The following is a 25274-nucleotide window of genomic DNA, read 5'->3' on the forward strand; positions in this document are numbered from 1 at the left end:
TGTTATCTTTGCAGCAAAATGCTGACCGCGATATAGAAGCCCTTGGGTTGTATTGATGATAATGTGCATTTGTGATAGAATAAAAACGACCAAGAAAGAACGCAGTTAATATGAAGGAGGAAGAAATATGGGGGAAAAAGCAAAAGTATTGTTTGCATCTGTAAAATACGACAAGTTTGATGCAGATGTAACGCTTCCGGCCAAGTTTGGTAGGCTCATAGACAGAATGGGTATGCAAGATGTTGTAAAGGGAAAATGGACGGCTATAAAGATGCACCTAGGAAGGAATATCGGCTATTCCACCATACATCCCCTGTTTGTCAAAATCCTGGTGGATAAATTGCTTGAGTATGGGGCAAAGGTGTATATAACCGACCAAGTGGTTTCGGGAGCAAGAAGTAGGGGTTATACAGAGGAATATCTGGGAGTGCCCATTGTTCCAGTATGTGGATTGTTAGGAAAGTATTATTATGAAAAATATGTAGACTTTAAGACGTTTAAAAATGTGGATATTGGCGGTTACATACATGACGCTGAAGTTATGATCAACCTTTCCCATGTTAAAGGTCATGGTGCGTGCGGATATGGGGGAGCTTGTAAAAACATTGCCATGGGTTGTGTGACTGATCGTACTAGGCAGCAAATCCACGGCCTTGAGGGTGGGATTACATGGGAAGAAGAGCTGTGTATCCACTGCGAAGCCTGTATTAGAAACTGCAACCATGATGCCAATAGCTTTGATGAAAACGGAAAATATAGGGTATTTTTCCACAACTGTACATTTTGCCAGCACTGTGTGAAGGTATGTCCCACTGGCGCTATCAAAATGGATGCTAACAGGTATGAGGATTTCCAGAAGGGAATGGCATTGTGTACCGATGAGGTGCTTAAGACGTTTGAACCAGGGCATGTGTTTTATATCAATTTTCTCACCAATATAACCATACTGTGCGATTGTTGGGGGCTTACCACTCCATCCCTGGTGCCTGATATAGGCGTGTTTGCTTCCCAGGATATAGTTGCCATTGAAAGGGCTTCACTGGATGCCATCAAGGTGGAGGACCTCATTCCGTCAGGCCTTCCGCAGGGCATGGAGCTGGGAGACCATGGCCATCTGTTTGAGCGCATACACAGAAAAGATCCATTTATTCAGCTGAGAGAATTGGAGAAAAGGGGATTGGGCACTCAGGAATATTATATTGAAGAGGTCTTTTAAGGCGTTCACTCCCATTTGGTAGTGGAGATGGATGGGTAAAAACTGGGGGTAAGTTACCCGAGGTCAAATCTAATGCTACGGAGAGTGTGTAGGCTATACTTTATTAGGAAATGTCTTGTGAAGCAGAAAGCCATCCATCTCTGTAAGGGGTGGTTCACTGTGAAATATCGACCTGAGTACCAAGATGTATGATTTTTATAATGCGGTTGTTTTTGATATATAAGCGGTGGGTTTTGCTCTGAAATACCACGTACTTGTTTATCGCTTCCACCCTGTCTATGTTTTCCGCTATATTTTTTATCTCATCGGTCGAAAATTGGGGCAGCGATGTCCTGATCACTCCATCCCTCACGCCGATTTTAAATAGCTGTATCATTACCTCTTCAAAATCGGCGGGGATGGAGCTTTTTTTAAGCTTGTTGCATTTTTTGCAGCTCAGTATCAGGTTGAATATGTCGCTGGTGCCACCTTTGCTCTTGGGCAAATAATGGTCTAGGCTTGCTTGGTGAAATTCAAGGCGTTTGGCACAGAAATGGCACCTATGCCCATCCCTTTCATATATGTACGATTTGACGGATTTCTTTGGCTTCATCGCTTAAAAATTCTTAAACCTCCATCGCATAGAAAAGGTTAAGGGCGGTGTTATTTACGGGAAATATTTTATCACATTTTTGAACTAAAATGGGCTTGATTGTGACTAGATTATACTTGCCGTGACTGCCGATGGACAATTTTATATGATAAAATAGCAATAAAAGGGTAATGATAAAATGTAAGGAGAGGTTGGCGGTATGGCATGGAGGAGGGAATACATGCCGGAAATAACGGATGACAGGGTGTGGGAGGCGCTGAATTCTATTCCCAGAAGGCTGTTTCTGGGGGAGGCTTATCAGGATGATGAGTATTTGGATGCTCCATTGCCCATAGGGTTTGGCCAAACTATTTCCCAGCCCTCGTTGGTGGCGTATATGACGCAGCTTTTGATGCTTGAGGGCCGTGAGAGGGTCCTTGAGATCGGCACCGGTTCAGGGTATCAAACTGCGTTTTTGGCGCGCTTGGCCAAAGAGGTGTACACAGTGGAAGTGATAAAGCCTTTACAGGAGCGAGCAAAGGAAGTTTTGAAGTCTCTTGGATACACAAATATTTACTATAAAATAGGGAATGGATTTGATGGATGGGAGGAGCATGCTCCTTATGATGCTATCATGGTTACATGTGCTCCCCAACGAGTGCCGCAGGCTCTTATAGACCAACTGGCCGAAGGAGGACGGATGGTGATACCTGTTGGTCCTGAGCACGGCGTGCAAATGCTTTACCGCATTACAAAGGTGGATGGGCGATTGAAGAAAGAGCCGATATGCCATGTAAGGTTTGTACCCATGATAGAAAAACAAACTTGAGAAGATTTTTTATTGTTTGCTTTTGAGGGTTTCATAATACTTTACCAACAGTTCATCAAGCTGTTTGCTTAGTTCAAGGATTTCCGGATCTTTAAGCTCCTTTTGCGATATGAGTTTCTCCATGGATTCCCGCAATGATTCGATTTTTAAAAGAAGTTCCTGTAGTGTGGGTTCTCCCATTAAGTCAAACTACACTTCCTTTTTAATGGTGTACGCTCTCGAAAAGTCCGAGAGATTTGTTTTAGCCTGTTTGCACGTCCGCTTTGGAGACTTCACCCTTTAATTATTCTGCAGGGTTGTCCTACAGAATCAATTGTTGTGCCTATGTTGCTCAGCTACTTTTCGGGAGTGTTCCTGGTTTATCCAATACTGGTACGAATAGTGTTTCCTCAACGTTTTAAAAAATATTACATTGATTTAAATTGATTTGCTTATTCTAAAACCGATATCCCCTGCATACTTTATATTTAAGGGGGTGGAGGATGTGCATGTTTTTTTCTTTAGGAAGAGAATGCTCGTTTGGGGGATTGTGCTGCTTATAGCAATAATCGTTTTAATAGTGTTATTGAGGTTAACCGGCGGTGAGGCTCAAGTTTATCACGGAATTGCTGATGCATTGAGGAAAGCGTAAGGAGTGCTTTTGCTTGTAAAGAAAAAAGATCTTGATGGAAATTTTACCCTGGAATTATAATATTTATAAACTCTAATTGTTTGGATGTAAACAAAGGTTTTAATTTTTTGTTAGCAATTCAATTTTTGAAATAACGCAGGAATGGGACAAGCCAAGATTGTGATAAGGGAAAATTTGAGGTGTTTAAGATTTGTATAGTTTAGAGAGTTCACCAAAGGAGAGGTGTCTATGACAAAATACATTCCCGAAATAAAAGGTACTTTGAGGAAGCACTTAATTGAGGTACCTGCTTGTATTCAGCAGGCAAGCGGTATAAGGATTTTTGGCAAGGTTATTCGTTCTTTGGCGTTTACCACCGATGTAGCGGTCATAAAGAATATCAATGCTGATGCAATAATGGCGGTGTATCCATTCACGCCTCAGCCTGCTATAACTCAGGCTATAATGATGGCGGCAGATGTACCGGTTTTTTGCGGTGTTGGAGGGGGAATAACCACTGGGAAAAGGGTGGTGAATCTAGCGTTGGACGCCGAATTTAAAGGTGCTATTGGAGTAGTGGTGAATGCTCCAACGCCCAACGAGGTAATCAGCATGATGAGGGAGACCATCGATATCCCGATAGTGGTGACGGTGGTATCGGAGAATACTGATTTTAAAGCCCGCGTAGAGGCAGGTGCTACAATTCTCAACGTTTCAGGCGCTCGCAAGACGGTGGATATAATAAAGAAAATAAGGGATCAGCTGCCTACTGTACCCATCATAGCGACAGGTGGTCCAAGTGAAGAGACCATAATGGCTACCATCGAGGCAGGTGCTAACGCCATAACCTATACTCCCCCTACCCCTGCCGAACTTTTTAAGGCAATTATGGACAAGTATAGGGAGGAGCTGTCTTGAAAAACAAACTTAAAAAATAAAGGAAAGGAGAAAAAATGATGAAGAAAGCTATAGTATATGGAGGAGGAAACGTAGGGAGGGGATTTATTGGGCAGCTTTTTAGTGAATCGGGTTATGAGGTTGTTTTTGTTGATATAAATTTAACTATCATTGAGAGACTGAATAAAGATAGAAGTTATCCTATAAGGATTGTTGAAGATGAGAGGTATACTGAAGTAGTAGTTGAAAATGTGCGGGGAGTATATGCGGGTGATATTGAGAGGGTGGCTGAAGAGATAGCATCTGCAGATATAATGGCTACAGCAGTTGGTGTAAATGTTCTTCCAAATATCGTTAAAACTATTGCTATGGGCCTTAAAAAGAAGTGGCTTGAAGGCAATTTTAAGCCTTTAAATATCATCATCTGTGAGAATCTTCTCGATGCTGATCGTTATCTTGCAAAGCTTATAAAACAAGAGTTAAATGAGAAGGAGATTGTATATTTTGATAATACTATTGGTTTGGTTGAGGCATCCATAGGGAGGATGATACCTGTAATCACCAAAGAGATGCAAGAAGGGAATCCGCTTAGGGTTTGGGTTGAACCCTATTGTGAGCTTCCGGTAGACAAAGCATCATTTAAAGGCGAGATACCTGAAATAAAGAACATGGTTCCCTTTGCACCATTTGATTTTTATATACAGCGAAAGCTTTTTATGCACAATATGGGGCATGCTGTGGTTGCCTATCTTGGTTTTTTGTGTAACAAGACGTATATATGGGAATCTGTAAAAGTCCCTGAAATTAAGCTCATAGCTTTAAGGGCACTTATTGATTCTGCTGCAGCGTTATCAAGCGAGTATAGTGTACCTATGCAGCAACTTGTTAATCATGCAGAAGACTTGTTGTATAGGTTTGGCAACAAATTGCTGGGTGATACAGTGAAAAGGGTTGGTAGGGATCCTCTCAGAAAGCTATCTAGGAATGATAGATTGGTCGGAGCAGCTAGGCTATGTTCAAAACAAGGTATAAACCCTGTGTATATGGCTTTAGGGATAGCTGCGGGCATTAAATTTGCCTTTGAAACCAAAGACGATATTGCAAGCCAGAACCTTTATCTTTTGCAAGAAAAAAATTATATAGATAATCTACTTGAGGGGTTATGTGGGTTAGTGGATGATTTGATGCCTGTTGCTCAAATGGTAAAAGAGTTCTATAGCATGATACAAGTCGGGTGTAATCTTGATGAGCTTCTTAGTAAGGCTGAGAAATTGAAAAGGATGAATTTAACAAAGGTGGGAGGAATACATCGTGAAGCTGTTCGATAAAGTCTTTACAAAAGATGAGATAAGGCAGAGGGTGGGAGACATATCCCAGATTGCCGGGATAAAGGCGTATACTTTGAAGGAAGGGCGTGCTCAGGGCGTGGATGCCATAGACGTAAAGACCGGCAGTGGGCTTTACTTTACTGTTCTACCTGGCAGGGCTATGGACATCGCTTGGATGGAGCACAACGGCAGGCCGATAGGATTTATAAGCAAGTGTGGCATTGTCCATTCTTCGTATTATAATCCTTACGGTTACGAATGGCTGCGAAATTTTTATGGCGGGATTTTGACCACCTGTGGGCTTACACATGTCGGACCTCCAGAAAAAGAAGGGATATGGGATTTGGGTTTGCATGGCAGAGTATCAAATATACCTGCGGAAGAGGTACGCCATAGTACCACATGGGTGGGGGATGATTTGGTATTAACTGTAGAAGGAAAGGTTCGCGAGGCTGTTATGTTTTCTGATAATCTACTGTTGCATCGAAGGATTGAGGCTTATGGTGGGGAAAATAAAGTAGTCATTTATGATGAAATTTTAAATGAAGGGTATGAGGATACTCCGTTTATGATCCTCTATCACATGAATATAGGTTTTCCTGTAGTGGACAAGGATAGTGAACTGATAGCTCCTATTGTCAAGGCTGTTCCACGGGATGAGGAGGCTGAGAAGGGTATTGAGCGATACAATAAATTTGAGCCTCCGACCCCTGGTTATAGAGAGCAAGTGTTTTTCCATGAATTAGCCGAGGATGATAAAGGTAATACGTGTGTGGGAATAGTCAATGAATCCATTAAGCTGGGTATTTGCATCCGTTACAATAAAAAAGAGCTACCCTTTTTCACAGAGTGGAAGATGATGGGGCAGCAAGATTACGTGGTGGGGCTTGAACCCGGTAACTGCGTTCCCATAGGCAGAAATGCAACCAGACAAAAGGGTAAATTAGAATATTTAAAACCGGGTGAAAAGAGGACTATTTCTCTGGAAATAGAGATTCTCACCTGCCAGGAAGAAATACAAGCTTATAAAAATTATGTCCAAATGATGCTTAACTGAGCATAATTAGATATTGTTACTTTTGCAAGCTGCTTAGCACATCGTAAAATCCGGGGAATGATATATTCACGCATTCCCAGCTGTTGATGGTAGTCTCGCCTTGCGCGATGAGCCCAGCGATGGCTGCCATCATGGCCAGCCTGTGGTCCCCAAAGCTGTCCACTTGATTTCCTTTAAGTGGCGTTGGTCCATGTATGACCATGCCGTCGTCGGTGGCTTCAATGTCAGCCCCAAGGCGTGACAGTATATCAACCACGGTGGCTATACGATTGGATTCTTTAACTTTAAGCTCCTGTGCATCTTTTATGATGGTGGTGCCTTGGGCTTGCGTGGCGGCTAAAGCAATGACGGGTATTTCATCGATGAGGCGGGGGATGAGCTGACCACCTATTACGGTACCCTCCAAGTTGGAGGTTTTTACAATAATATCCCCCATTGGTTCTCCCCCTGAAGTAGAGGTATTTTCAATGGCAATGTCGCCACCCATTTCTTTGTAAACATCCAATATTCCGGTGCGAGTAGGGTTTAGTCCTACTCCTTTTAACACGAGAGTGGAGTTTGGCACAAGCAGCCCAGCTGTTATGAAAAAGGCGGCTGACGATATGTCACCTGGTACGTGAACGTGCTGGCCGTAGAGCTGATTGGCGGGATAGGCGATTATTTCGTTATTATATATGTCCAGCCTGCCACCAAAGGCCTGAAGCATTAGCTCGGTGTGGTTTCGTGAGAGTGCTGGCTCAAATATCCGGCTGGGCGTATCGGCATACAGCGTAGCCAGTATGAGGCAGGACTTGACCTGGGCACTGGCCACCGGCATATGGTAGTTTATTCCTTTAAGAGCACTGCCCCTAATTGATAAGGGAAGGTATTTATCCTGCGTGCCAGTGATGTTAGCACCCATTTGGCGCAAAGGGATAATCACCCTGTCCATGGGGCGCTTGCGCAGCGAGTCATCTCCCGTTATGATGCTGTTGAAGCTTTGGCCTGCAAGTAACCCGGCAAGTAACCTGGCGGTGGTCCCCGAGTTGCCGGCGTCTATTGCTGAATTTGGGGCCTTAAGGCCATGTAACCCTTGTCCTTTAACTATAACGGTTTCTGGATTGGTTATTTCTATAGGCACTCCCATTTGTCTGAATGCTCGTATGGTGCTCAAACAGTCATCGCTCATTAAGAAATGGGAGATGTGTGTATCGCCTTTGGCTATGGAGCCCAGCATTATGGCTCGATGAGATATGGATTTATCGCCGGGGATGCGGATTTCTCCGGCAAGCCTTTTAGCAGGAGTTACGGTTAGCTTCATGATGTACGAGCGCCTTATATTTCTTCTTTACAAATGCGCTCTTCCCTCCTTTTCTAGTGTTTGTACGCTCTAAAAAGTCCGGCAGCTTTATTTTAGGTTGTTTGCAGGTTGAGTTGTGGGAATGCTGAAAAGTTGTCCTACAAAATTAATCGGTTATGTCAAATATTGCTCAGCTACTTTTCGATAATGTTTGACGTTTGAATTGTATAGCCGAATATTTAGCTTGTATAAGTTGTAGTTTTTGCGCCACAAATTTTTACATATTTTTCTCTAAGCAGGTTTTTATGGTAGGATACCTAATTTTTAGAATAGTTGGTAATCGATAAATAATAGACTTTAGGAAATTTCACTTTGCATAAGTTTTGTATCCTTGGGCGTCTAGCACCTCTTTTGCTTTTCTCAGGGATGCTGCATTTTGCAGTGACAGCACCAGGCAGCCTCCCGGCTCGTCTTCGCGGCTGTTGATTATGCGCAAATTCTTTATGTTTATGCTGTGCTGCCCCAGCAAGGAGGCTATCTCGCCGATGACGCCGGGACGGTCGGGTACGTCCACGTACAGGTCATGGTAGAGGGAAGATGCCTGGCTCTGCAGCCGGGGTATACTGTCGCGAAACCTCTTTGCCCTTGAGAAAAACTCCTCGATTTTATCGGCGTTGCCCTCATTTAAATACCTGCAAAACTTGTCCAAATGCTGTATGATGCTGTCGATAAGCTCCAAAAGCTGCTGCCGATTAGAAATAGAAATATCACGCCACATCTTTGGATTAGATGATGCAATCCGTGTTATATCCCTGAAACCTCCGGCAGCTAGCCTTTCTTTGAGGTGTTGTGGTTCGTCTATGTCCTGTACGGCGTTGACCAGTGCCGAAGCCACCACGTGGGGAAGGTGGCTTATGGCACCAACTATTTTGTCGTGAAGCTGCGGCTCCATGACCAGGGGAATGGCCCCTATGGACGACAGCAGGTCTTTCAAGCTTTTGACTGCTTGGTCAGGGGTGGAAGGAAGGGGGGTAAGGATGTAGTAGGCGTTTTCAAACAGGTGTGGTATGCTGGCGGCATAACCTGAATGCTCTGTGCCAGCCATGGGATGCCCTCCTATGAAGAATATATTGGGGGGTAGGCATTCCATGGCGGTGCGCACTATATATTCCTTGGTGCTGCCGGTGTCTGTGATTATGGCGCCGTCGGAAGCACAGGCTGCCACTTGCTTGAGCAGGGTGGGTATGGCACCTACCGGAGCGCACAAAAATATGATGTTGGCCTGGCGTACGATATCTTCAAAATTGGTGGTCCCTTCGTCGATTACCCCTTCCTCAAGCGCCATTGTTATGTGCTTTTCTTCAATGTCGGTCGCTGTGATGCGCCAGCTGGGGTGGCTGCGGCGAATGGCTTTGGCCAGCGACCCGCCTATAAGACCCAATCCCACAACGGCCACTGTTTTTATACTTGATTGTCCCAATGCTATCACTCCCGCAGAAGGTTACCATTCGCGGCCAATTGCGCTGGCTATCCTGGTAACTTCTTGGATTAACGTATCGAAGGTTTCAAAGTTCAGGGACTGAGGCCCGTCTGATAGCGCTGATTTTGGGTCGGGATGGACTTCTATCATCAAGCCATCGGCGCCGGCGGCAATGGCAGCACGGCTCATGGGCGTCACCAGCTTCCACTTTCCAGTACCATGGCTGGGGTCAACGATTATAGGGAGATGGCTTATTTCCTTTATAATCGGGACTGCGCTGAGGTCCAAAGTGTTGCGCGTGTAGACTTCAAAGGTCCGTATTCCCCGCTCGCACAGTATTATGTTGTAGTTGCCTTCGTTCATGATGTACTCTGCGGCGTTGAGCCATTCTTCTATTGTGGAAGCCAGGCCGCGTTTTAAGACTACCGGCACTTTGGCTCTGCCTACTTCTCGCAGCAGCTGAAAGTTTTGCATGTTGCGAGCGCCGATTTGCACCACGTCAACATATTTTAAGGCTTGTTCAAGGGATGGCAGGGATATGACCTCTGATACCACAAGCATCCCGGTTTCTTTGGCCGCTTGTGCCAGCAGTCGGTACCCTTCTTCTTCAAGGCCCTGGAAGGAATAGGGAGATGTGCGCGGTTTGTATGCGCCTCCTCTTAAGAATTGAACTCCTCGGGATTTGAGAAACTTTGCCGTCTGCATGATTTGATCGTAATTTTCAACGGCACACGGTCCTGCTATTATAACGATTTTTTTGTCGCCTATGGCCACGTCTTTGATGCGAATTATCGTTGGCTCGGGTTTAAAGGTTTTTCCGGCCAGCTTGAACGATTCCACAATGGGAACCAAGCGATCCACTCCAGGCATCAGTTCCAAGGGAGTGTCGGCCAACACCCGCTTATCGCCTATCACCCCTATTATGGTTCTTTCGGTGCCTACCGATATGTGCACTCCCAGGCCAAGCTTTTTAAGCAGCGCCTCGATTTGTTTGACCTGTGCCTCGGTGGCGTCAGGCTTCATGACTATAACCATGCTACCCATCCTCCCGTTTTAAAATTGAAATATGCTTAAAAGGTAATAATGTTTTTACCATACTACCGTGCTACTATACGGTTGTGCTTATATTTGTTTAAACCACAATCTTGGCAAGTTTGACACGCGGCTTTTCTCAAACTGCAGCTTTGCTGTTTTATCTTTAGCCCAACACCTCTTTCAAAGCCTCTATAAACCTCCTGTTTTGCTCAGGTGTACCGATTGTCACCCTTATCCAATTGTCCATGTCGAATATATCTCCTGCGCGGATTATAACCCCTTTTTGGAGTAGGGCCTTGAACACATCTGCGCTGTTTTTCTCTACATTGACCATGATGAAGTTGGTATGGGTGGGGATGTATTCAAGCCCCATCTCCTCAAAGGCCTGGTACAAGTACCGTTTTCCTTTTTCGTTGGTTTGAACGCTCCTTTGTACAAATTCTTGGTCGTCTAGTGCGGCAAGGGCTGCAGCCTGTGCTGCGGCATTGACGTTGAATGGCCCGCGTACCCTGTTGAGAAGCTCTATCGTCTCTTTGTGCGATATGGCATAGCCTATACGCAGTCCAGCCAGGCCATAAGCCTTTGAGAATGTCCTGAGGATGATTATGTTGTCGTACTCTTCAAGCAGCTCTATGCTTTCGGGATAATCTCTGCCATGGGCGTATTCGTAATAGGCCTCGTCCAGCACCACCAACACTTCCCTGGGTACTTTTTCAAGGAAAGCCTTTTGCTCTTTGGCGGTGATTATGGTACCGGTGGGGTTATTGGGATTGCACAGCCATATGATGCGGGTGTTGACGGTTATGCTTTTTAGGATGCCCTCCAGGTCAAAGCGGTAGTCCTTTCTAAGGGGTACTTTGATCATTGTACCATCCATTATACGCGTTACTGCTTCATACCTTGAAAAGGATGGCCAGCAGGTGATGGTGGTATCACCGGGGTTGATATAGGTCTGGGCTATCATTTCCAGGATTTCGTCAGAGCCCGCTCCAAATAGGAACTGTTCTGGCTCCAGATTAAACCTTTTTGCCAGGGCGTTTCTGAGCTCGGTACAGTTGCCATCGGGGTAAAGGGATGCTTCCTGTGTCCACTTGATGAGCGCCTCAACGGCCTTGGGCGAACATCCCAGCGGGTTCTCGTTGGAGGCCAGCTTGATGACATCGGTAAGACCCAGCTCGCGTTTGACCTCGCTTATCGGCTTACCTGGTCTGTAGGGTTCAAGGGTTTCAACTATGTTTCTGTGCTTTACCATACTTTATTCCTCCTTTATCAGTTAAGTACGCTCTCGAAGAGTCCGAGAGCTTTATTTTAGCTTGTTTGCAGGCTCGGCCTTGGAAATTCTGCAAAGTCGCCCCACAAAATCAATCAGTTGTGCCGACGTTGCTCAGCCTGCACTTGTGCTGTGCTGGTATTAAGCAGATAATTCTTTCAGTCCCGCTTTACTGCTCAGCAAGTGCTTGCATTATGTCCTCTGTTGTTATGTCCTTGAACACATCTACCCTCCCGTATCCTGTAGGAAGTACAAAGACTATGCGGCTGTCGGTGTTCTTCTTGTCATAAGCCATTCGTTCAAGTAAAAGTTTCAGGTCGGCTTCTTTCCAGTTTGCTGTTTCAAGGCTGGTGGGCAGTCCAGCCTTCTCGATCAGTGATGACAGGCGTTTTACATAGTCATGCCCTATCAGCCCTCTGTGCATAGCTATTTTGGCTTCGTATACCATTCCCATGGCCACTGCCTCGCCATGGGTGTATACAGAATATCCGGTGGCGGATTCAATGGCGTGGCCTATGGTATGGCCAAAGTTGAGTATCATCCTTAGCCCGCTTTCTTTTTCGTCCCGCTCCACTACCCTGGCTTTGATGTTGCATGAGCAGTAAAGGGCATGGGCAAGCGTTTGAACGTCGCACGAAAGAAGCGCTTCCATGTTTTGCTCCAGCCAGGATATAAATTGGCTGTCGGCTATAAAGGCGTGCTTTATGAGCTCAGCCATGCCTGTTGCAAACTCTCGTGGTGGCAGTGTCTTTAGGGTGTTGGGATTTATAAACACCATTTGGGGCTGATAAAACGCCCCTATTATGTTTTTGGCAAGTGGATGATTTATGGCCACTTTTCCACCTATGCTGCTGTCTACCTGTGCGAGAAGCGTAGTGGGAATTTGTATAAAGCCTATGCCCCGCATGTATGTAGCGGCGATGAAGCCAGCCAGGTCGCCTACAACACCCCCGCCCAGGGCTATAATGGTGGAAGAGCGAGTAAGCCCCGCATCAAGGGCTCTGGTGTAAAGGTTTTGAGCCTGGGCAAAGCTCTTGCTGCTCTCACCAGGAGGAATAACTGCTGGGTACACAGTGTATCCTTGGCCTTCCAGCACTGTTTTTACGGCTTGGTAATACAGCCTGTATGTATTCTCATCGCACACCACCATTACCTTCTTGCCGGTGATAGCTCCTTCTAAAGCGAGGGGCAGCGCTTTCCACCCTTCTGGAGCTATATATATGGGATAAGACCTTTCTTTGAGGTCAACGGTTATGGTCTGCACGGCGAAGCCCCCTTAAAAGTAGAACTCGATTGCACAAAAAATATAGTTTCTACTTAAAACGTGCTGCTATATCCTGAACTTTTTTGCAAAATGTACTACACCCTTTACTTTCAAATTTGTTATATTTAACAAATTGTAACTTCATTTGTTATAAAAGTCAAGAACGGTTGGGCTCAAAAATTGCCTTTTTGAAATATTATTTTCCCAAACGTATTAAGTTTTTTTGAGAAATATGTTACAATAAAAAAGGAGATTTGCACTTTATGCAGAAATACTTACAGTAAATTCACTTCAAGGCATGCACTTCTTTATGGGGCACAAAAATAAATACGAATAAGCTGTAAGGGGGAATGTACATGAGCAGTTATGCAACACGTAACATTCGCAACGTCGGGCTGGTAGGCCACGGCGGAGAAGGCAAGACCACTCTTACCGAAGCCATGCTTTTCAATGCCAAGGTCATCGACAGATTTGGCCGTGTTGATGACGGCACCACCACTACCGATTTTGACCCCGAGGAGATAAAGAGAAAGATATCCATCAACGCCGCTTTAGCGCCGTTTGAATGGAATGGCCATAAGATAAACGTCATAGACGTGCCGGGCTATTTTGATTTTGTGGGCGAAATGATTGAGGCTTTGCGGGTGGTGGATGGAGCCGTCATTGTAGTGGGCGCGGTATCGGGTTTGATGGTTGGCACTGAAAAGGCGTGGGACTACTGCAAGGAATATGATTTGCCCATCATGATCTTTGTCAACCAGATGGATCGTGAGAATGTTAACTATGAAAAAGTTCTGGAACAGCTTGAAGGCAAGTATGGGACGTGTATCACTCCTTTTCAGATACCCCTCATGAAGGGTGGCAGGTTTGTCGGGCTTGTGGATATAGTCAAAATGAAGGCATGGGAGTTTAGCGATAAGGGCATTAAAGAGACGGCGATTCCCGGCGATATCTCTGATACAGTAGAATCGATTCGTACGCGCCTGGTGGAGGCTGCAGCCGAGACCAGCGAGGAGTTGATGGAGAAGTACTTTGAGGGAGAAGACTTTACAGAAGAGGAGATTCAATCAGCATTGCGTAAAGGGGTTGCCTCTGGCGACATAGTTCCGGTGCTGTTTGGCTCGGCTTTAAGCAATATGGGAATTGATATATTGATAGACAGCCTTATAAAATATATTCCATCTCCAGATGAGCGGCCAGAGGTATCTTTAACCAACGTTAAAACGGGTAAAGTGGAAAAGCGTAAAGTCGATGCTACGCAGCCTTTCTCAGCTTTCGTGTTCAAGACCATCGTTGACCCATTCGTAGGCAAGCTTTCACTCTTCAAGGTCATGTCTGGCGAGCTTGTAAACGGAATGAGTCTTTACAATGCCAACAAAGAAAAGAGCGAAAAGAGCGGAAATCTGTATATCTTGAGAGGGAAAAAGCAGATTGCGGTGGATAAGCTGACGGCGGGCGATATAGGCGCGCTTGCCAAGCTTCAAAACACGGCTACGGGTGATACGCTGTGCGATCCGGCATATCCCGTCATGTATGAAGGCTTCCAGTTCCCTGAACCCTGCATTTCTATGGCGGTTAACGCGGAAAAAGAGGGAGAAGAAGAAAAGGTGTTTAGCGGTCTGAACAGGCTTATGGAAGAGGACCCAACGTTTAAAATTGAACAGAACTTTGAAACGGGCGAAACCCTCATCTGGGGGACGGGTGAAGTGCACCTCGACGTTATCGCCAGCCGTTTGAAGAATAAATTTGGTGTGAATGCGGTGTTTAAAGAGCCCAAGGTGCCCTACCGTGAGACCATACGCAAGTCCATAAAGGCGGAGGGCAAGCACAAAAAGCAAACAGGTGGACATGGGCAGTATGGCCATGTGTTTATCGAGTTTGAACCGCTGCCCAACCCGGACGAGCAACGTTTTGAGTTTGTTGACAAGATTGTAGGCGGCGTCGTGCCGCGCCAGTATATACCCGCCGTTGAAAAGGGACTGGTGGAGGCCATGCAAAAGGGCGTGCTGGCAGGCTATCCCATGGTGGGGATAAGGGCTACGCTTTATGATGGCTCCTACCACCCAGTGGACTCCTCTGAAATGTCCTTCAAGATTGCCGCATACCTGGCATACAAGAAGCTGGAACAGGCTGAGCCAGTATTGCTTGAACCCATAATGCACGCCGAGGTCATAATACCCGATGAGTACATGGGCGATATCATAGGTGATTTGAATCGCAGGCGGGGCCGCATACTTGGCATGACGCCGCTGGGGAACGGCATGCAAAAGGTGGATGCCGAGGTGCCGATGGCCGAGATGTTCCGCTACGCCACCGATTTGAGGTCCATGACCCAGGCCCGCGGCAGCTTTAAGCTTACCTTTGTGCGGTATGAGGAGGTCCCGGCTAACATAAGCGCCAAAGTCGTGGAACAGGCCAGGCGCGAGGCCCAGAGCGAGTAGTTTGAGTTTTATATTACCATATTAACCCCGGGCACCTTATAAGAAAGGCTGCCCGGTTTTTTAATTGACAGGCTAGCTTTTGTATCGGCAGTATTAAAATGGGGTAGGACAAAGTGTACGGTATATTGGTTTGGTTTTTCTATACAAATTTTTTTAAATACCTCAGGGCGATGAATCAACTAATGGTTTCATTCCAACCATGTTGCCGAAGTCTACCCTATTACGATACACATATAAATGAGACTTTGAGGGGGGGCAGATAACCATGATAACAACCGTCACGCTAAATCCCTGCATTGATCGAATGGTTACTGTTGAAAAATTCATCTACGGCGGGCTTAATAGGATTATAGACAGCCGTGTGGACGCTGCCGGTAAGGGCATCAACGTGGCTGTGGCGCTGCACCAGCTGGGAGAAAAGGCATTTTGCATCGGCTTTAACTATACGGAAAGAGGGCGCATGATAAGGGACTTTTTAGATAGTAGCGGCATTCCCTATGATTTCGTTGAGGTAGAAGGCGAGGTACGTGTGAACCTCAAGGTGTTTGACTTATCTCAAGGCGTGGTCACCGAGATAAACGAAAGCGGGTATCCTGTTTTGCTTGAGCACATCGAAAAACTCAAAGATAAAATCGACATGTATGCTCCCAAAAGCAGCATGATGGTGTTCAGCGGGAGCGTACCTAGGGGCGTGATGACCTCTATTTATAGAGAACTCATAGAGCAGGCTAAAAGGTACGGAGTGCTGTGCGTGCTGGATGCTGAGGGTGAGCTGCTGCTTGAGGGCATAAAAGCGCAGCCTTATCTCATAAAGCCAAACTTGTACGAGCTTGAGAAGGCGACGGGTAAAACCCTTACTACCTACGGTGAAATAGTCAGGGCTGCGAAGGTTTTTTTAGAAAAAGGGGTGCGCATAGTGGGGGTGTCCATGGGGAGTCAGGGCGCTATGATCATAGACGAGAAAGAGGCGTATTATGCCCATCCCGTTCCTGTAGAAGTAAAGGGTACAGCCGGAGCGGGCGATTCCATGGTGGCGGGCTTTTGCATTGCGATTAAAGAAGGAGCTGGTTTAAAGGATATGCTGCGCTATGGTGTAGCGGCTGCCACTGCATCGGTGGTGAGGGAGGGTACACTTCTTTGTACCCGTGAGGGGTTTGAAAGCATGCTGCCGCGGGTTGAGATAGAAAAGGTTGTCGATTTTTAAGCTATACTGCGATTTGTGCGATTTATAGAGAGAATCAGTGAATTTTAGCGTTTGCACTGCAACTTTTCTCCCTCTTCTTCCGTCTATAAAGGTGAAAGGAGGGCGGGGATGTGGATTGCAAACAGTGTAGGGAAAATATATCGGCGTATATAGACGGCGTGCTGGACGGCACTGCGATGATAGAGTTGCGGCAGCATTTAAGTCAGTGCCCTCTGTGTCAGGAGGAGTATGAAGACATCTTTAAGGTAAGGAAAATGTGTGCTGGTCTGGAGGATGTCCAACTGCCTTCCGGTTTTTGCGAGCGTGTCATAGTTAGATTGAAGAGGGAGGAGAGCATGAATATGGTGAGAAAAATTAAATGGAGAATTAGCCGAAGGGTTACTGCCGGCGTGGCTGCTGCTGTGGTGCTGGTAGTCGGAGTGGCACTGTTGGTGAGCGGGCTGGGAGTCGATAAGGGCACATACAACCGTGATATGGCAACCGAGCAAGCTGTTCCACCGCTTTATGATGCAGAGCAGGGGAAGGGTGGCTACCAGGTTGGCTCCAGTGGAAGGGCAGGTTATCAGAGTGAGGAAGGTGCAAAGGACAGCGTGGCACCCGATGCCGCGTGGGCTGAGGACAGCGTTGGCAGCGGCGTGAAAGGTGAGATGCAACCAGATGTAGCTGAACAGGCGCCAAGCAGGATAGACGAAACCGCAAATCTTTCTACTAAGCCAGGAGCAGCTGAGCAAGAGAAATTGGCTTCTCAGCTTTCCGGTGTTGCGCAGGCTTTGATTGGAGCACAGGCAGGGACTGAGAGGAAAATTATACGCTCGGCATACCTCAGCATGGAGACTACAGAATTTGACCGTACGGTGAATGAGATTATCGGCAAAGTGAATGTATACCTGGGATATATTGAATCTTCCGAGATTCAGGGCAAACCCACTTATCAGGGTCAGGTGTCCAACCGCAAAGCACATTTCGAGATACGCGTGCCTTCAAAGTCCTTTGACTCGTTTATTGGAGACATGGTAGAGCTGGGCAACGTGACCAGTCGGCAAATAAGGGGTGAGGACATAACTGCTCAGTATTTGGATGTGGAGGCTAGACTTAAGTCTTTGAGGCTCCAGGAGGAAAGGTTGCTCACTCTGCTCAGCAAGGCTGAAAAGCTGCAGGATATCATAGAGCTTGAACGAGAGCTTTCACGCGTGCGCTACGAGATTGAGAACTACACCGGTACCTTGAAACAATGGGATAATATGGTGCAATACTCACGTATTTCCGTTGATGTGTATGAAGTAAGGGAGATCAAGCAGGAAAAACCTGAGCCAATAACCTGGGGTGATAGGATTGTAAGTGGGTTTATAAAGTCTTGGGAGAGCATTGGCAAGCTGTTTGGTGACCTGATAGTTTTCCTGGTGAGTGCTGTACCATACCTGCTAATATTGGCTGTTATTGGATGGACGGTGTGGTATGGTGTTAAAAGGTCAAGGATTGCATTGAAGCAAGAAGTGAAAAAAGAGGAAGGAGAGGGTGAAAATCATGACAAATAAGATTTTGATGGTGGCTGTCATTGTGCTGGCAGTGGCATGTATAGGCCTCTCGGTGGGATCTATATTTCTTAAAGATACCCCGGTAGTAAATGTCACCAATCCCGAGAATGTATATGTAAAAGAGAATATCATCACTGTCTCAGGTACCGATAAGGTGAGCGTAAAGCCTGACGTGGCATATATAAATGTAGGTGTTGAGACATTTATGAAAGACCCTAAAGCGGCGCAGCAGGAAAATGCCAAAATCATGGAAAAGATAATAAACAAGCTGAAGGCTATGGGAGTAGAGGAAAAGGATATTCAGACTTCTAATTATCATGTGTATCCACAGTATAATTATGTTGGCAACAAAAATGTCCTTGAAGGATATAGGGTTAATAACACTGTTAGGGTAACGGTTCGGGATGTACAAAAGGTAGGTGATATATTGAGCAATGTACATGAAGAAGGGGCCAATTATTCATATGGCGTGTATTTTGGAATTTTGGACCAGGAAGCTGCTTACAGGGATGCTTTGAAAAAAGCGATTGATCAGGCTAAGGCCAGGGCTGAACTGATAGCCCAGCAGTCTGGTGCAAAATTGAAGAAGCTGGTGGCTGTGTACGAAGGTTCTGCTTCTGTGCAGCCTTATTATAGGGATTACGTGAGGATGGAAGGCATTGAAAAAGCCGGTGCCGATTGGAGTGTCCCCATATCAGAAGGAGAAATTGAGGTGGCTGCAACTGTAACGCTGGTTTATACCATTGAATAACTTGAGGTCACAGAGGGCAGTGGTGTTGGTGAACATCAAAGGGAGTCTCATGTATGTATTTAACAGGGAAAAGGTGGATGAAAAATCCGCCTTTTTGTATTCCCTTTCTTTGTCGAGTGTGCTATAATTAATTCGAAATACGGCATGAGATGAGGGAAGGGTGTAACCTATGGCGTTAAATGAGGAAATGGAGCTCAGGGATTTATTCGAAATTATTCGCAAAAGATTGGGTCTTATAGTTTTGATAACTTTAATATCCCTATCGATAAGTGCTGTTGTAAGCTTTTTTTTGTTAGATGAGGTATACGAGACCTCTACGACGCTCATGGTGGGCAAGACTCAGAATAGCCAAACCAATACCATTGAATACAACGACATACTGGCAAATCAAAAGTTGGTCAACACATACAGCGAGATCGCAAAGAGCGATCGAGTTTTGGACAAGGTCATTGAAAAGTTACAGCTTGAATTGAAACCTTCCGACCTGCGTAAAAAGATAACCGTGGCTTCGGTTAAAGAAACCGAGATCATACGCATAACGGTGGAGGATACTGACCCGGGTTTTGCCACCGACCTTGCCAATGCCATTGCCGAGGTCTTCATGAAGGAAGTAGTAGACATCATGAAGCTGGACAACGTGCAGGTTATTGATGTGGCAAAGGTTCCTGAAGAGCCAGTTAAGCCCAAGCCGCTCCTTAACATAGCCATAGCCGGGGTGCTGGGGCTCATGCTGGGGCTGGGTCTGGTATTTCTTATAGAATATCTCGATAACACCATCAAAATGTCGGAGGATATCGAAAGATACCTTGAACTGCCTGTGCTGGGGGTCATCCCAATGTATGAGGAACAGTAAAATGTTTGTGAGGTGTATAGAGGTTGAGAACTACTGGTTTGGTAACACACGCAGATCCCAAATCGCCTGTTGCAGAGGCTTACAGGATTTTGAGAACCAATATCGAATTTTCGTCCACTGACCGCAAAATAAAGGTCATACTGGTGACCAGCAGCGGGCCTGCCGAGGGTAAGAGCACCACGGCTGCCAATATGGCCATAGCTATGGCTGAAGCCAATCGCAGGGTGCTTCTTATAGACTGTGACCTGCGAAAACCTGCTATTCACAGGATGTTTGGCCTAGTAAACATAAAGGGGCTTACGAATATACTGGTGGAAGGACTTAAATACAGCGATATTACCAATGTGACCGAGGTGGAAAATTTAGAAGTCATAACCAGTGGACCCAAGCCCCCCAATCCTGCCGAGCTTCTTGGCTCACAAAGGATGAAGGAGCTTCTGGATAAGGTGCGAGAAGATTATGACGTGGTCATAATAGACACGCCGCCGGTATTGCCGGTTACCGATGCTGCCGTGCTATCCCAGTATGTGGACGGCGTGGTGCTGGTAGCGGGTTATGGTTTGACCACCTTTGAGGCTGCAGCTCAGGCCAAAGCCAGTCTGCAAAAGGTGAATGCTAAGATATTGGGGGTTGTGCTAAACGGCGTTCCCACAGACAGGCGGGGAGGCTATTATTACTACTATTATTACTACTATGACGAGCACGGTAGGAAAAAGAAGCGCCGCAGCTCTACCATGCAGCAGCCGATTTCGATGGATGGAATGTCAGTTTCGAGAAGCGAGGGTATGAATTTGTAATGCTGGACCTCCACTGCCATATACTGCCCGAGGTGGATGACGGTGCCGGTTCCATAGGTGAAGCGCTTGCCATGGCGGCTGTGGCTGTGAAAGAAGGCATAGACGCCGTTGTGGCAACTCCGCACTGCCTGGATCCAAAAAACGTCGATGCTTTTGTGCGAGGTGTAGAGTGTCAGAGGCAGCAGCTTCAGAATGTGCTGGATGCTCAGCAGATGGACCTTGATATTTTTCTGGGAGCTGAGGTGTTTATGGACCCCGCCTTTCTGAAGGTGGGGGGGCTTGAAAGGTTGACCATAAACGCTACTTCCTATATTTTGGTGGAGCTTCCTATGGGAGAGGTGCCGCTGTATGCCGAGGACTTTATATACAGGCTAAGGCTTAAGGGCTTCATACCCATAATCGCCCATCCAGAGAGGAACCTTGCCATCATCCGTGATCCGAATGTACTCTATCGTTTGGTGGATTTGGGCTGCCTGTGCCAGATCAACACCGGCAGCATAACCGGTTTTTTTGGGAAGCAAGTAAAACGGTGTGCTCGGATACTGCTGACGCACGGCATGGGGCATGTGCTGGGTACCGATGCCCATTCGGATGGTACGAGGGGGCCTTACATGAAAAAAGCTGTTGAGGAGCTAAAAAGTTGGCTGGATGGGGAGCAGGTGCGAAGGATAGTTGGCATTACGCCTTATCATATATTACAAGGCAAGATGGTTGCCACAGAGCCCCCAAGGAGGTATAAGCCCAGGATGAGGATATTTGGCTTTTAATCTGCGTTAATTTGCACTGGGGGGTTGAGGAAGTAGCTGTGGATATGGATGTTGAATCGGAGATGAAATGGTATGCCATTTTTGTCGAAACAGGCCAGGAAGAAAATTTTGAGAAACTCATTAATGTGCTGTATCCGGATGAGAATATAAATATTTTAATTCCCAAAAGGAAGCTCATAGAGAGAAGGCAGGGCAAGGTTTATGAGATAACCAAGAAGCTGTTTCCCGGATATGTGCTGGTGAGAACGGTGATGACCACAGATGTGTATTATAAACTGTCTAAGCTGCCGAGAGTGTACGGCGTTTTAAAGGATGAAACCGAGCCGGTACCTATAAGGGATGAAGAGATGGCTGTTATCCTTGCGCTGACATCCGAGGGAGAAACGATAGGCTTTTCCGAAGTGTACAAGGAAGGCGAGCGCATTGTAGTTATAAGCGGTCCTTTAAAGGGGCTGGAAGGGATTATAGAAAGAATTGATGCTCGAAAAAAGCGGGTAAAGGTACGGATTCAGTTTCTTGGCAGAGAAAAGCGTGTAGACCTGGGTGCTCATCTGATTGATAGAAAAAGCGAGTGATTGCCCTAGTTTTTTAATGCGTGGATTGGTTTGTTTTTTGGCAAATTAATAACATTGACACCCTGGTATATATACAGTAAAATTTAAATGAGTTATATTGCAGGGTCATATGTGGGTTTTACTTTGTAGTTATATGAAGGGGTACGTTGTGGTTTGCGGGAGGTCGGGCTGAATCTGTTACCAATTTTTGAGGCAGAGGAGCAAGTGACGCTATGGTAAGTTTAAAAAAAAATATGGGATTGATAGTTATTGATATAATGTGTATAAATTTGGCTACTATTTTCTCATTTTATGTAATATATGAAGGAAACATACCTGAAAATATCAAAAACAATTTTTTTATGCTTTGTTTGATATTTACACTTACCACCATGGTGGTGTATTATCTTTTACAGCTTTATAACAGTCTTTGGAAATATGCCAGCATTGATGAATTCATTAAGGTGGTTGTGGCGTCTATATGTGCGCCGGTTGTGGTCTATTTGTGCTTGATTTTTTGGAATTTTCGTGTGCATATAGGAGTATTTTTCTTGTATTCTTTTTTTTCCATGCTGCTTACTGGGACAAACAGGGTAAGTTACCGCATATTCAAGAGGATTCGTGTGGTATATACCAACGGGATCAAAGAGTACAAGAGGGTAATGATAGTTGGAGCCGGCGAGGCTGGGGCAATGGTTATCAAGGAGCTAAAAAACCGGCCGGAGATGGGACTGAAGCCCGTTGTGGTCATTGATGACGATAAAACAAAACATAATTCTAAAATTCTAGGTGTGCCGGTAGTGGGTGGAAGGGAGTCGATACAAAGGATCGCAAAGCAGCAGAGGATCGATGAGATCATCGTGGCCATTCCTTCTGCTCCTAAAAGGGAGATAAGGGAAATATTCAACGAATGCAAAAAAACGGCATGCAAGCTCAAAATTTTACCAGGTGTTTACGAGCTAATCGATGGGAAGGTGACAATAAACCACATCCGCGATGTGCAAATTGAAGACCTCCTGGGCAGGGAACCGGTTAAAGTGGACCTGGAAGAGATTTCGCAGTATCTCAAAGGGCAGGTCGTCCTGGTGACCGGCGGAGGCGGTTCCATTGGTTCTGAGCTTTGCAGACAGGTGGCTAGGTTTGAACCAAAACAGCTGCTTATACTGGATATATACGAGAATAATGCCTATATGCTGCATCAGGAACTTTTGCGTCATTATCCCCAACTTGATCAGAGGGTGCTGATAGCTTCGGTGCGGGATCGTGCCAGGATGGAGGCTATTTTTGATAAATATCGTCCCGATGTCGTTTTCCATGCGGCTGCGCACAAGCATGTGCCGCTTATGGAGAGCAACCCTACCGAGGCTATAAAGAACAACGTGTTTGGTACGCTCCACGTAGCCGAGTGTGCTGATAAATACGGTACAAAGCGTTTTGTGCTCATATCCACTGATAAGGCGGTTAATCCGACCAATATAATGGGTGCCACAAAGCGCATTGCCGAGATGATAATACAGGCGCTTGATGCCCACAGCAAGACCGAGTTTGTCGCGGTCAGGTTTGGCAACGTGTTGGGTAGTGCCGGAAGCGTGATACCGCTTTTCAAAAAGCAAATAGAGGAAGGTGGGCCGGTCACTGTTACCCACCCTGAGATAAAGCGCTACTTTATGACCATACCCGAGGCAGTGCAGCTTGTGATACAGGCAGGGGCTATGGCCAAAGGGGGCGAGATATTTGTTCTTGATATGGGCGAGCCGGTCAAGATAGTGGACCTGGCCCGTGACCTCATCCGCCTGTCGGGGTTTGAACCGGATGTGGACATAAAGATTGAGTTTACCGGCTTAAGGCCGGGTGAGAAGCTGTATGAGGAGCTTTTAATGGCCGAGGAAGGTTTAACTGCCACCAAACACGAAAAAATTTTCATATGCAAGCCGGTGTTTACCGACCTGAACACTTTGAGAAAGGAGCTTGAGAAGCTTAAGAGTATGATTATGGATTCGGACGAGGATTTGATAGATTGTATAGAACAACTGGTGCCAACTTATAGACCTTTACAAAAAGCAAATTCTTTGAAAAAAGTTTCAGGCTAGGAATCAGTTTCTCATCCATTTTAAAAGATTTTTTTGTTGGGTGAGATAAGTAAATTAACAAGTGGAGGACAAGATGAAAATGAGCGATTTAGATAATAAAGTTGCACAAGAACTGATTGATAAATTAAATCAGAAGCAAGCGGTAATAGGGGTAATTGGTTTGGGTTATGTGGGATTACCCCTTGCTGTAGAAAAGGCCAAATCGGGTTATAAAGTTTTGGGCTTTGATATACAGCAGAAGCGGGTTGATATGGTTAACAGTGGCATCAACTACATCGGAGATGTAGTTGATGCCGAATTAAGAGAACTGGTTTTTTCTGGCAAATTAAAAGCTACCACCGATTATGATCGTATTTCAGAAGTTGATGCGGTGGCCATATGCGTGCCAACTCCGCTGGACAAGCACCAGCAGCCTGACATTTCCTATGTGGAGGCTTCAACGCGAGAAATTGCAAAGCGGCTGCACAGGGGGATGCTGGTGGTTCTTGAGAGCACCACTTATCCCGGTACGACCGAGGAGGTAGTGAAACCCATTCTGGAATCTACCGGCCTTATTTGCGGGAAGGACTTCTTCCTGGCCTTTTCGCCTGAACGTGTCGACCCGGGGAATAAGCAGTATAATACCAAGAATACGCCCAAAGTGGTTGGAGGGGTTACGAAATACTGCACAGAAGTCGCGGCCACTATGTACCGCAACGTGCTGGAAGGTGAGGTTTTTACTGTATCCAGTCCCCGGGTGGCCGAAATGGAGAAGCTGCTTGAAAATATATTCCGCCATGTAAACATAGCTCTGGCCAATGAAATGGCTATATTGTGCAATAAAATGGGCATTGATGTTTGGGAGGTTATTGAAGCGGCCAAGACCAAGCCGTACGGATTTATGGCTTTTTATCCAGGCCCCGGGCTTGGAGGACACTGCATTCCAATAGACCCGTTCTATCTTACCTGGAAAGCAAGAGAGTATGATTATCATACCCGCCTTATTGAACTTGCAGGGGAAATCAACAATTACATGCCTGAATATGTTGTGGAGCGTGCCATGAAGCTTTTGAATAAACATAAAAAAGCGATGAGCGGCTCTAAAATCCTTCTTCTGGGAGTAGCCTATAAAAGCGACATAGATGACATAAGGGAATCACCTGCGCTCAAGGTATTAAGCCTGCTGGAAGAAGAAGCTGCTCTTGTATCGTACCATGATCCATATGTGCCGGAGTTTACCTGGAAAGGTAGGTATTATGCTTCCATAGAGCTGACTGAAGAGGCGGTATCAAGTGCTGATCTGGTGATAATCACTACCGGGCATACTGTGATAGATTATGATTGGGTGGTCAAGCACGCGCGTTTGGTGTTTGATACAAGAAATGCTACTAAAGGTGTAGTAGATACGGCCAACAAGGTATATAAGTTATAGAGTTTGAGCTTTTTATACGTTTGGTTTACAGGTAA

Annotated in this window: 23 protein-coding genes; 16 read left to right on the forward strand and 7 right to left on the reverse strand. The window is 45.9% G+C overall.

What is annotated here, in order from left to right; translation table 11 throughout:
- Positions 1-127 precede the first annotated feature (127 nt).
- Entirely contained in the window at positions 128-1216 is a 1089-nt protein-coding gene (locus tag JOD02_RS02585; RefSeq protein WP_204486670.1) for a DUF362 domain-containing protein, read from the forward strand.
- A gap of 154 nt (positions 1217-1370) precedes the next feature.
- Here the strand turns inward: JOD02_RS02585 and JOD02_RS02590 are convergent, their stop codons facing one another.
- Positions 1371-1808 carry an HNH endonuclease gene (locus JOD02_RS02590; protein ID WP_204486672.1) on the reverse strand — a complete coding sequence of 146 codons (438 nt, stop codon included), beginning with the start codon at positions 1806-1808 and terminating at the stop codon, positions 1371-1373.
- 199 nt (positions 1809-2007) lie between these two features.
- On the opposite strand from JOD02_RS02590, the gene JOD02_RS02595 reads away from it, so the two are divergent.
- Positions 2008-2616 carry a protein-L-isoaspartate(D-aspartate) O-methyltransferase gene (locus tag JOD02_RS02595; protein ID WP_243426303.1) on the forward strand — a complete coding sequence of 203 codons (609 nt, stop codon included), beginning with the start codon at positions 2008-2010 and terminating at the stop codon, positions 2614-2616.
- A 9-nt stretch (positions 2617-2625) separates the two neighbouring features.
- Here JOD02_RS02595 and JOD02_RS02600 read toward each other — a convergent pair whose 3' ends face one another.
- The gene (locus JOD02_RS02600; RefSeq protein WP_204486673.1) at positions 2626-2796 is read right to left on the reverse strand and encodes an aspartyl-phosphate phosphatase Spo0E family protein; all 171 of its coding nucleotides are present in this window, start codon (positions 2794-2796) and stop codon (positions 2626-2628) included.
- A gap of 304 nt (positions 2797-3100) precedes the next feature.
- On the opposite strand from JOD02_RS02600, the gene JOD02_RS02605 reads away from it, so the two are divergent.
- From JOD02_RS02605 to JOD02_RS02620, 4 genes are all read left to right on the forward strand, one after another.
- Positions 3101-3247: a hypothetical protein gene (locus tag JOD02_RS02605; RefSeq protein WP_204486674.1), complete on the forward strand. Its 147-nt coding sequence runs from the start codon at positions 3101-3103 to the stop codon at positions 3245-3247.
- Positions 3248-3475: 228 nt separating this feature from the next.
- Positions 3476-4144 carry a hydrolase gene (locus JOD02_RS02610; protein ID WP_204486675.1) on the forward strand — a complete coding sequence of 223 codons (669 nt, stop codon included), beginning with the start codon at positions 3476-3478 and terminating at the stop codon, positions 4142-4144.
- 38 nt (positions 4145-4182) lie between these two features.
- The gene (locus JOD02_RS02615) at positions 4183-5451 is read left to right on the forward strand and encodes a mannitol dehydrogenase family protein (protein WP_204486676.1); all 1269 of its coding nucleotides are present in this window, start codon (positions 4183-4185) and stop codon (positions 5449-5451) included.
- A complete protein-coding gene (locus JOD02_RS02620) occupies positions 5435-6508 on the forward strand; it encodes a DUF4432 family protein (RefSeq protein WP_204486677.1) in 1074 nt (357 codons plus the stop codon). Before JOD02_RS02615 ends, JOD02_RS02620 begins: the two co-directional genes overlap by 17 nt.
- Positions 6509-6524: 16 nt before the next feature.
- Here the strand turns inward: JOD02_RS02620 and aroA are convergent, their stop codons facing one another.
- The 5 genes from aroA to aroB all read right to left on the reverse strand — a co-directional run bounded on the left by aroA (position 6525) and on the right by aroB (position 12836).
- Entirely contained in the window at positions 6525-7808 is a 1284-nt protein-coding gene (aroA, locus tag JOD02_RS02625) for a 3-phosphoshikimate 1-carboxyvinyltransferase (RefSeq protein WP_204486678.1), read from the reverse strand.
- A gap of 346 nt (positions 7809-8154) precedes the next feature.
- Entirely contained in the window at positions 8155-9267 is a 1113-nt protein-coding gene (locus JOD02_RS02630) for a prephenate dehydrogenase (protein ID WP_204486679.1), read from the reverse strand.
- Between the two features lie 21 nt (positions 9268-9288).
- Positions 9289-10302, reverse strand: a complete 1014-nt coding sequence (gene aroF / locus JOD02_RS02635; protein ID WP_204486681.1) for a 3-deoxy-7-phosphoheptulonate synthase — start codon at positions 10300-10302, stop codon at positions 9289-9291.
- A gap of 163 nt (positions 10303-10465) precedes the next feature.
- Positions 10466-11554 (reverse strand): histidinol-phosphate transaminase, encoded by a 1089-nt coding sequence (gene hisC, locus JOD02_RS02640; RefSeq protein ID WP_204486682.1) that lies wholly within the window; start codon positions 11552-11554, stop codon positions 10466-10468.
- 187 nt (positions 11555-11741) lie between these two features.
- Positions 11742-12836: a 3-dehydroquinate synthase gene (gene aroB, locus JOD02_RS02645; protein ID WP_204486684.1), complete on the reverse strand. Its 1095-nt coding sequence runs from the start codon at positions 12834-12836 to the stop codon at positions 11742-11744.
- Between the two features lie 356 nt (positions 12837-13192).
- Here aroB and fusA point away from each other — a divergent pair, with 356 nt between their 5' ends.
- The 10 genes from fusA (at position 13193) to JOD02_RS02695 (ending at position 25239) form a co-directional block, all read left to right on the forward strand.
- Positions 13193-15277: an elongation factor G gene (fusA, locus tag JOD02_RS02650; RefSeq protein WP_204486686.1), complete on the forward strand. Its 2085-nt coding sequence runs from the start codon at positions 13193-13195 to the stop codon at positions 15275-15277.
- A 265-nt stretch (positions 15278-15542) separates the two neighbouring features.
- Positions 15543-16481 (forward strand): 1-phosphofructokinase, encoded by a 939-nt coding sequence (gene pfkB, locus JOD02_RS02655; RefSeq protein WP_204486688.1) that lies wholly within the window; start codon positions 15543-15545, stop codon positions 16479-16481.
- Between the two features lie 110 nt (positions 16482-16591).
- Positions 16592-18016: a DUF4349 domain-containing protein gene (locus JOD02_RS11740; protein WP_204486690.1), complete on the forward strand. Its 1425-nt coding sequence runs from the start codon at positions 16592-16594 to the stop codon at positions 18014-18016.
- Complete coding sequence (locus JOD02_RS02665; protein WP_204486692.1) at positions 18006-18767, forward strand: SIMPL domain-containing protein; 762 nt, start codon at positions 18006-18008, stop codon at positions 18765-18767. The genes JOD02_RS11740 and JOD02_RS02665 overlap by 11 nt, the downstream gene beginning before the upstream one ends.
- A gap of 169 nt (positions 18768-18936) precedes the next feature.
- Positions 18937-19620, forward strand: coding sequence for a YveK family protein (locus JOD02_RS02670; RefSeq protein ID WP_204486694.1), 684 nt, complete (start codon positions 18937-18939; stop codon positions 19618-19620).
- A 23-nt stretch (positions 19621-19643) separates the two neighbouring features.
- Entirely contained in the window at positions 19644-20417 is a 774-nt protein-coding gene (locus JOD02_RS02675) for a CpsD/CapB family tyrosine-protein kinase (protein WP_204486696.1), read from the forward strand.
- Complete coding sequence (locus JOD02_RS02680) at positions 20417-21184, forward strand: tyrosine-protein phosphatase (RefSeq protein WP_204486698.1); 768 nt, start codon at positions 20417-20419, stop codon at positions 21182-21184. The genes JOD02_RS02675 and JOD02_RS02680 overlap by 1 nt, the downstream gene beginning before the upstream one ends.
- A 44-nt stretch (positions 21185-21228) precedes the next feature.
- Positions 21229-21759: an antiterminator LoaP gene (gene loaP, locus JOD02_RS02685; RefSeq protein WP_204486700.1), complete on the forward strand. Its 531-nt coding sequence runs from the start codon at positions 21229-21231 to the stop codon at positions 21757-21759.
- 212 nt (positions 21760-21971) lie between these two features.
- A complete protein-coding gene (locus JOD02_RS02690; protein ID WP_204486702.1) occupies positions 21972-23828 on the forward strand; it encodes a polysaccharide biosynthesis protein in 1857 nt (618 codons plus the stop codon).
- A gap of 79 nt (positions 23829-23907) precedes the next feature.
- Entirely contained in the window at positions 23908-25239 is a 1332-nt protein-coding gene (locus tag JOD02_RS02695; protein ID WP_204486703.1) for a nucleotide sugar dehydrogenase, read from the forward strand.
- Positions 25240-25274 lie beyond the last annotated feature (35 nt).

It is taken from the genome of Caldicoprobacter guelmensis, from assembly GCF_016908415.1.
Classification (GTDB): domain Bacteria; phylum Bacillota; class Clostridia; order Caldicoprobacterales; family Caldicoprobacteraceae; genus Caldicoprobacter; species Caldicoprobacter guelmensis.

Coding starts and splice junctions, on each gene's coding strand:
- JOD02_RS02585 (WP_204486670.1), top strand. CDS start 128: ATGGGGGAAAAAGCAAAAGTATTGTTTGCATCTGTAAAATACGACAAG.
- JOD02_RS02590 (WP_204486672.1), bottom strand. CDS start 1,808: ATGAAGCCAAAGAAATCCGTCAAATCGTACATATATGAAAGGGATGGG.
- JOD02_RS02595 (WP_243426303.1), top strand. CDS start 2,008: ATGGCATGGAGGAGGGAATACATGCCGGAAATAACGGATGACAGGGTG.
- JOD02_RS02600 (WP_204486673.1), bottom strand. CDS start 2,796: ATGGGAGAACCCACACTACAGGAACTTCTTTTAAAAATCGAATCATTG.
- JOD02_RS02610 (WP_204486675.1), top strand. CDS start 3,476: ATGACAAAATACATTCCCGAAATAAAAGGTACTTTGAGGAAGCACTTA.
- JOD02_RS02615 (WP_204486676.1), top strand. CDS start 4,183: ATGAAGAAAGCTATAGTATATGGAGGAGGAAACGTAGGGAGGGGATTT.
- aroA (WP_204486678.1), bottom strand. CDS start 7,808: ATGAAGCTAACCGTAACTCCTGCTAAAAGGCTTGCCGGAGAAATCCGC.
- aroF (WP_204486681.1), bottom strand. CDS start 10,302: ATGGTTATAGTCATGAAGCCTGACGCCACCGAGGCACAGGTCAAACAA.
- hisC (WP_204486682.1), bottom strand. CDS start 11,554: ATGGTAAAGCACAGAAACATAGTTGAAACCCTTGAACCCTACAGACCA.
- fusA (WP_204486686.1), top strand. CDS start 13,193: ATGAGCAGTTATGCAACACGTAACATTCGCAACGTCGGGCTGGTAGGC.
- pfkB (WP_204486688.1), top strand. CDS start 15,543: ATGATAACAACCGTCACGCTAAATCCCTGCATTGATCGAATGGTTACT.
- JOD02_RS02665 (WP_204486692.1), top strand. CDS start 18,006: ATGACAAATAAGATTTTGATGGTGGCTGTCATTGTGCTGGCAGTGGCA.
- JOD02_RS02670 (WP_204486694.1), top strand. CDS start 18,937: ATGGCGTTAAATGAGGAAATGGAGCTCAGGGATTTATTCGAAATTATT.
- JOD02_RS02680 (WP_204486698.1), top strand. CDS start 20,417: ATGCTGGACCTCCACTGCCATATACTGCCCGAGGTGGATGACGGTGCC.
- loaP (WP_204486700.1), top strand. CDS start 21,229: ATGGATGTTGAATCGGAGATGAAATGGTATGCCATTTTTGTCGAAACA.
- JOD02_RS02690 (WP_204486702.1), top strand. CDS start 21,972: ATGGTAAGTTTAAAAAAAAATATGGGATTGATAGTTATTGATATAATG.
- JOD02_RS02695 (WP_204486703.1), top strand. CDS start 23,908: ATGAGCGATTTAGATAATAAAGTTGCACAAGAACTGATTGATAAATTA.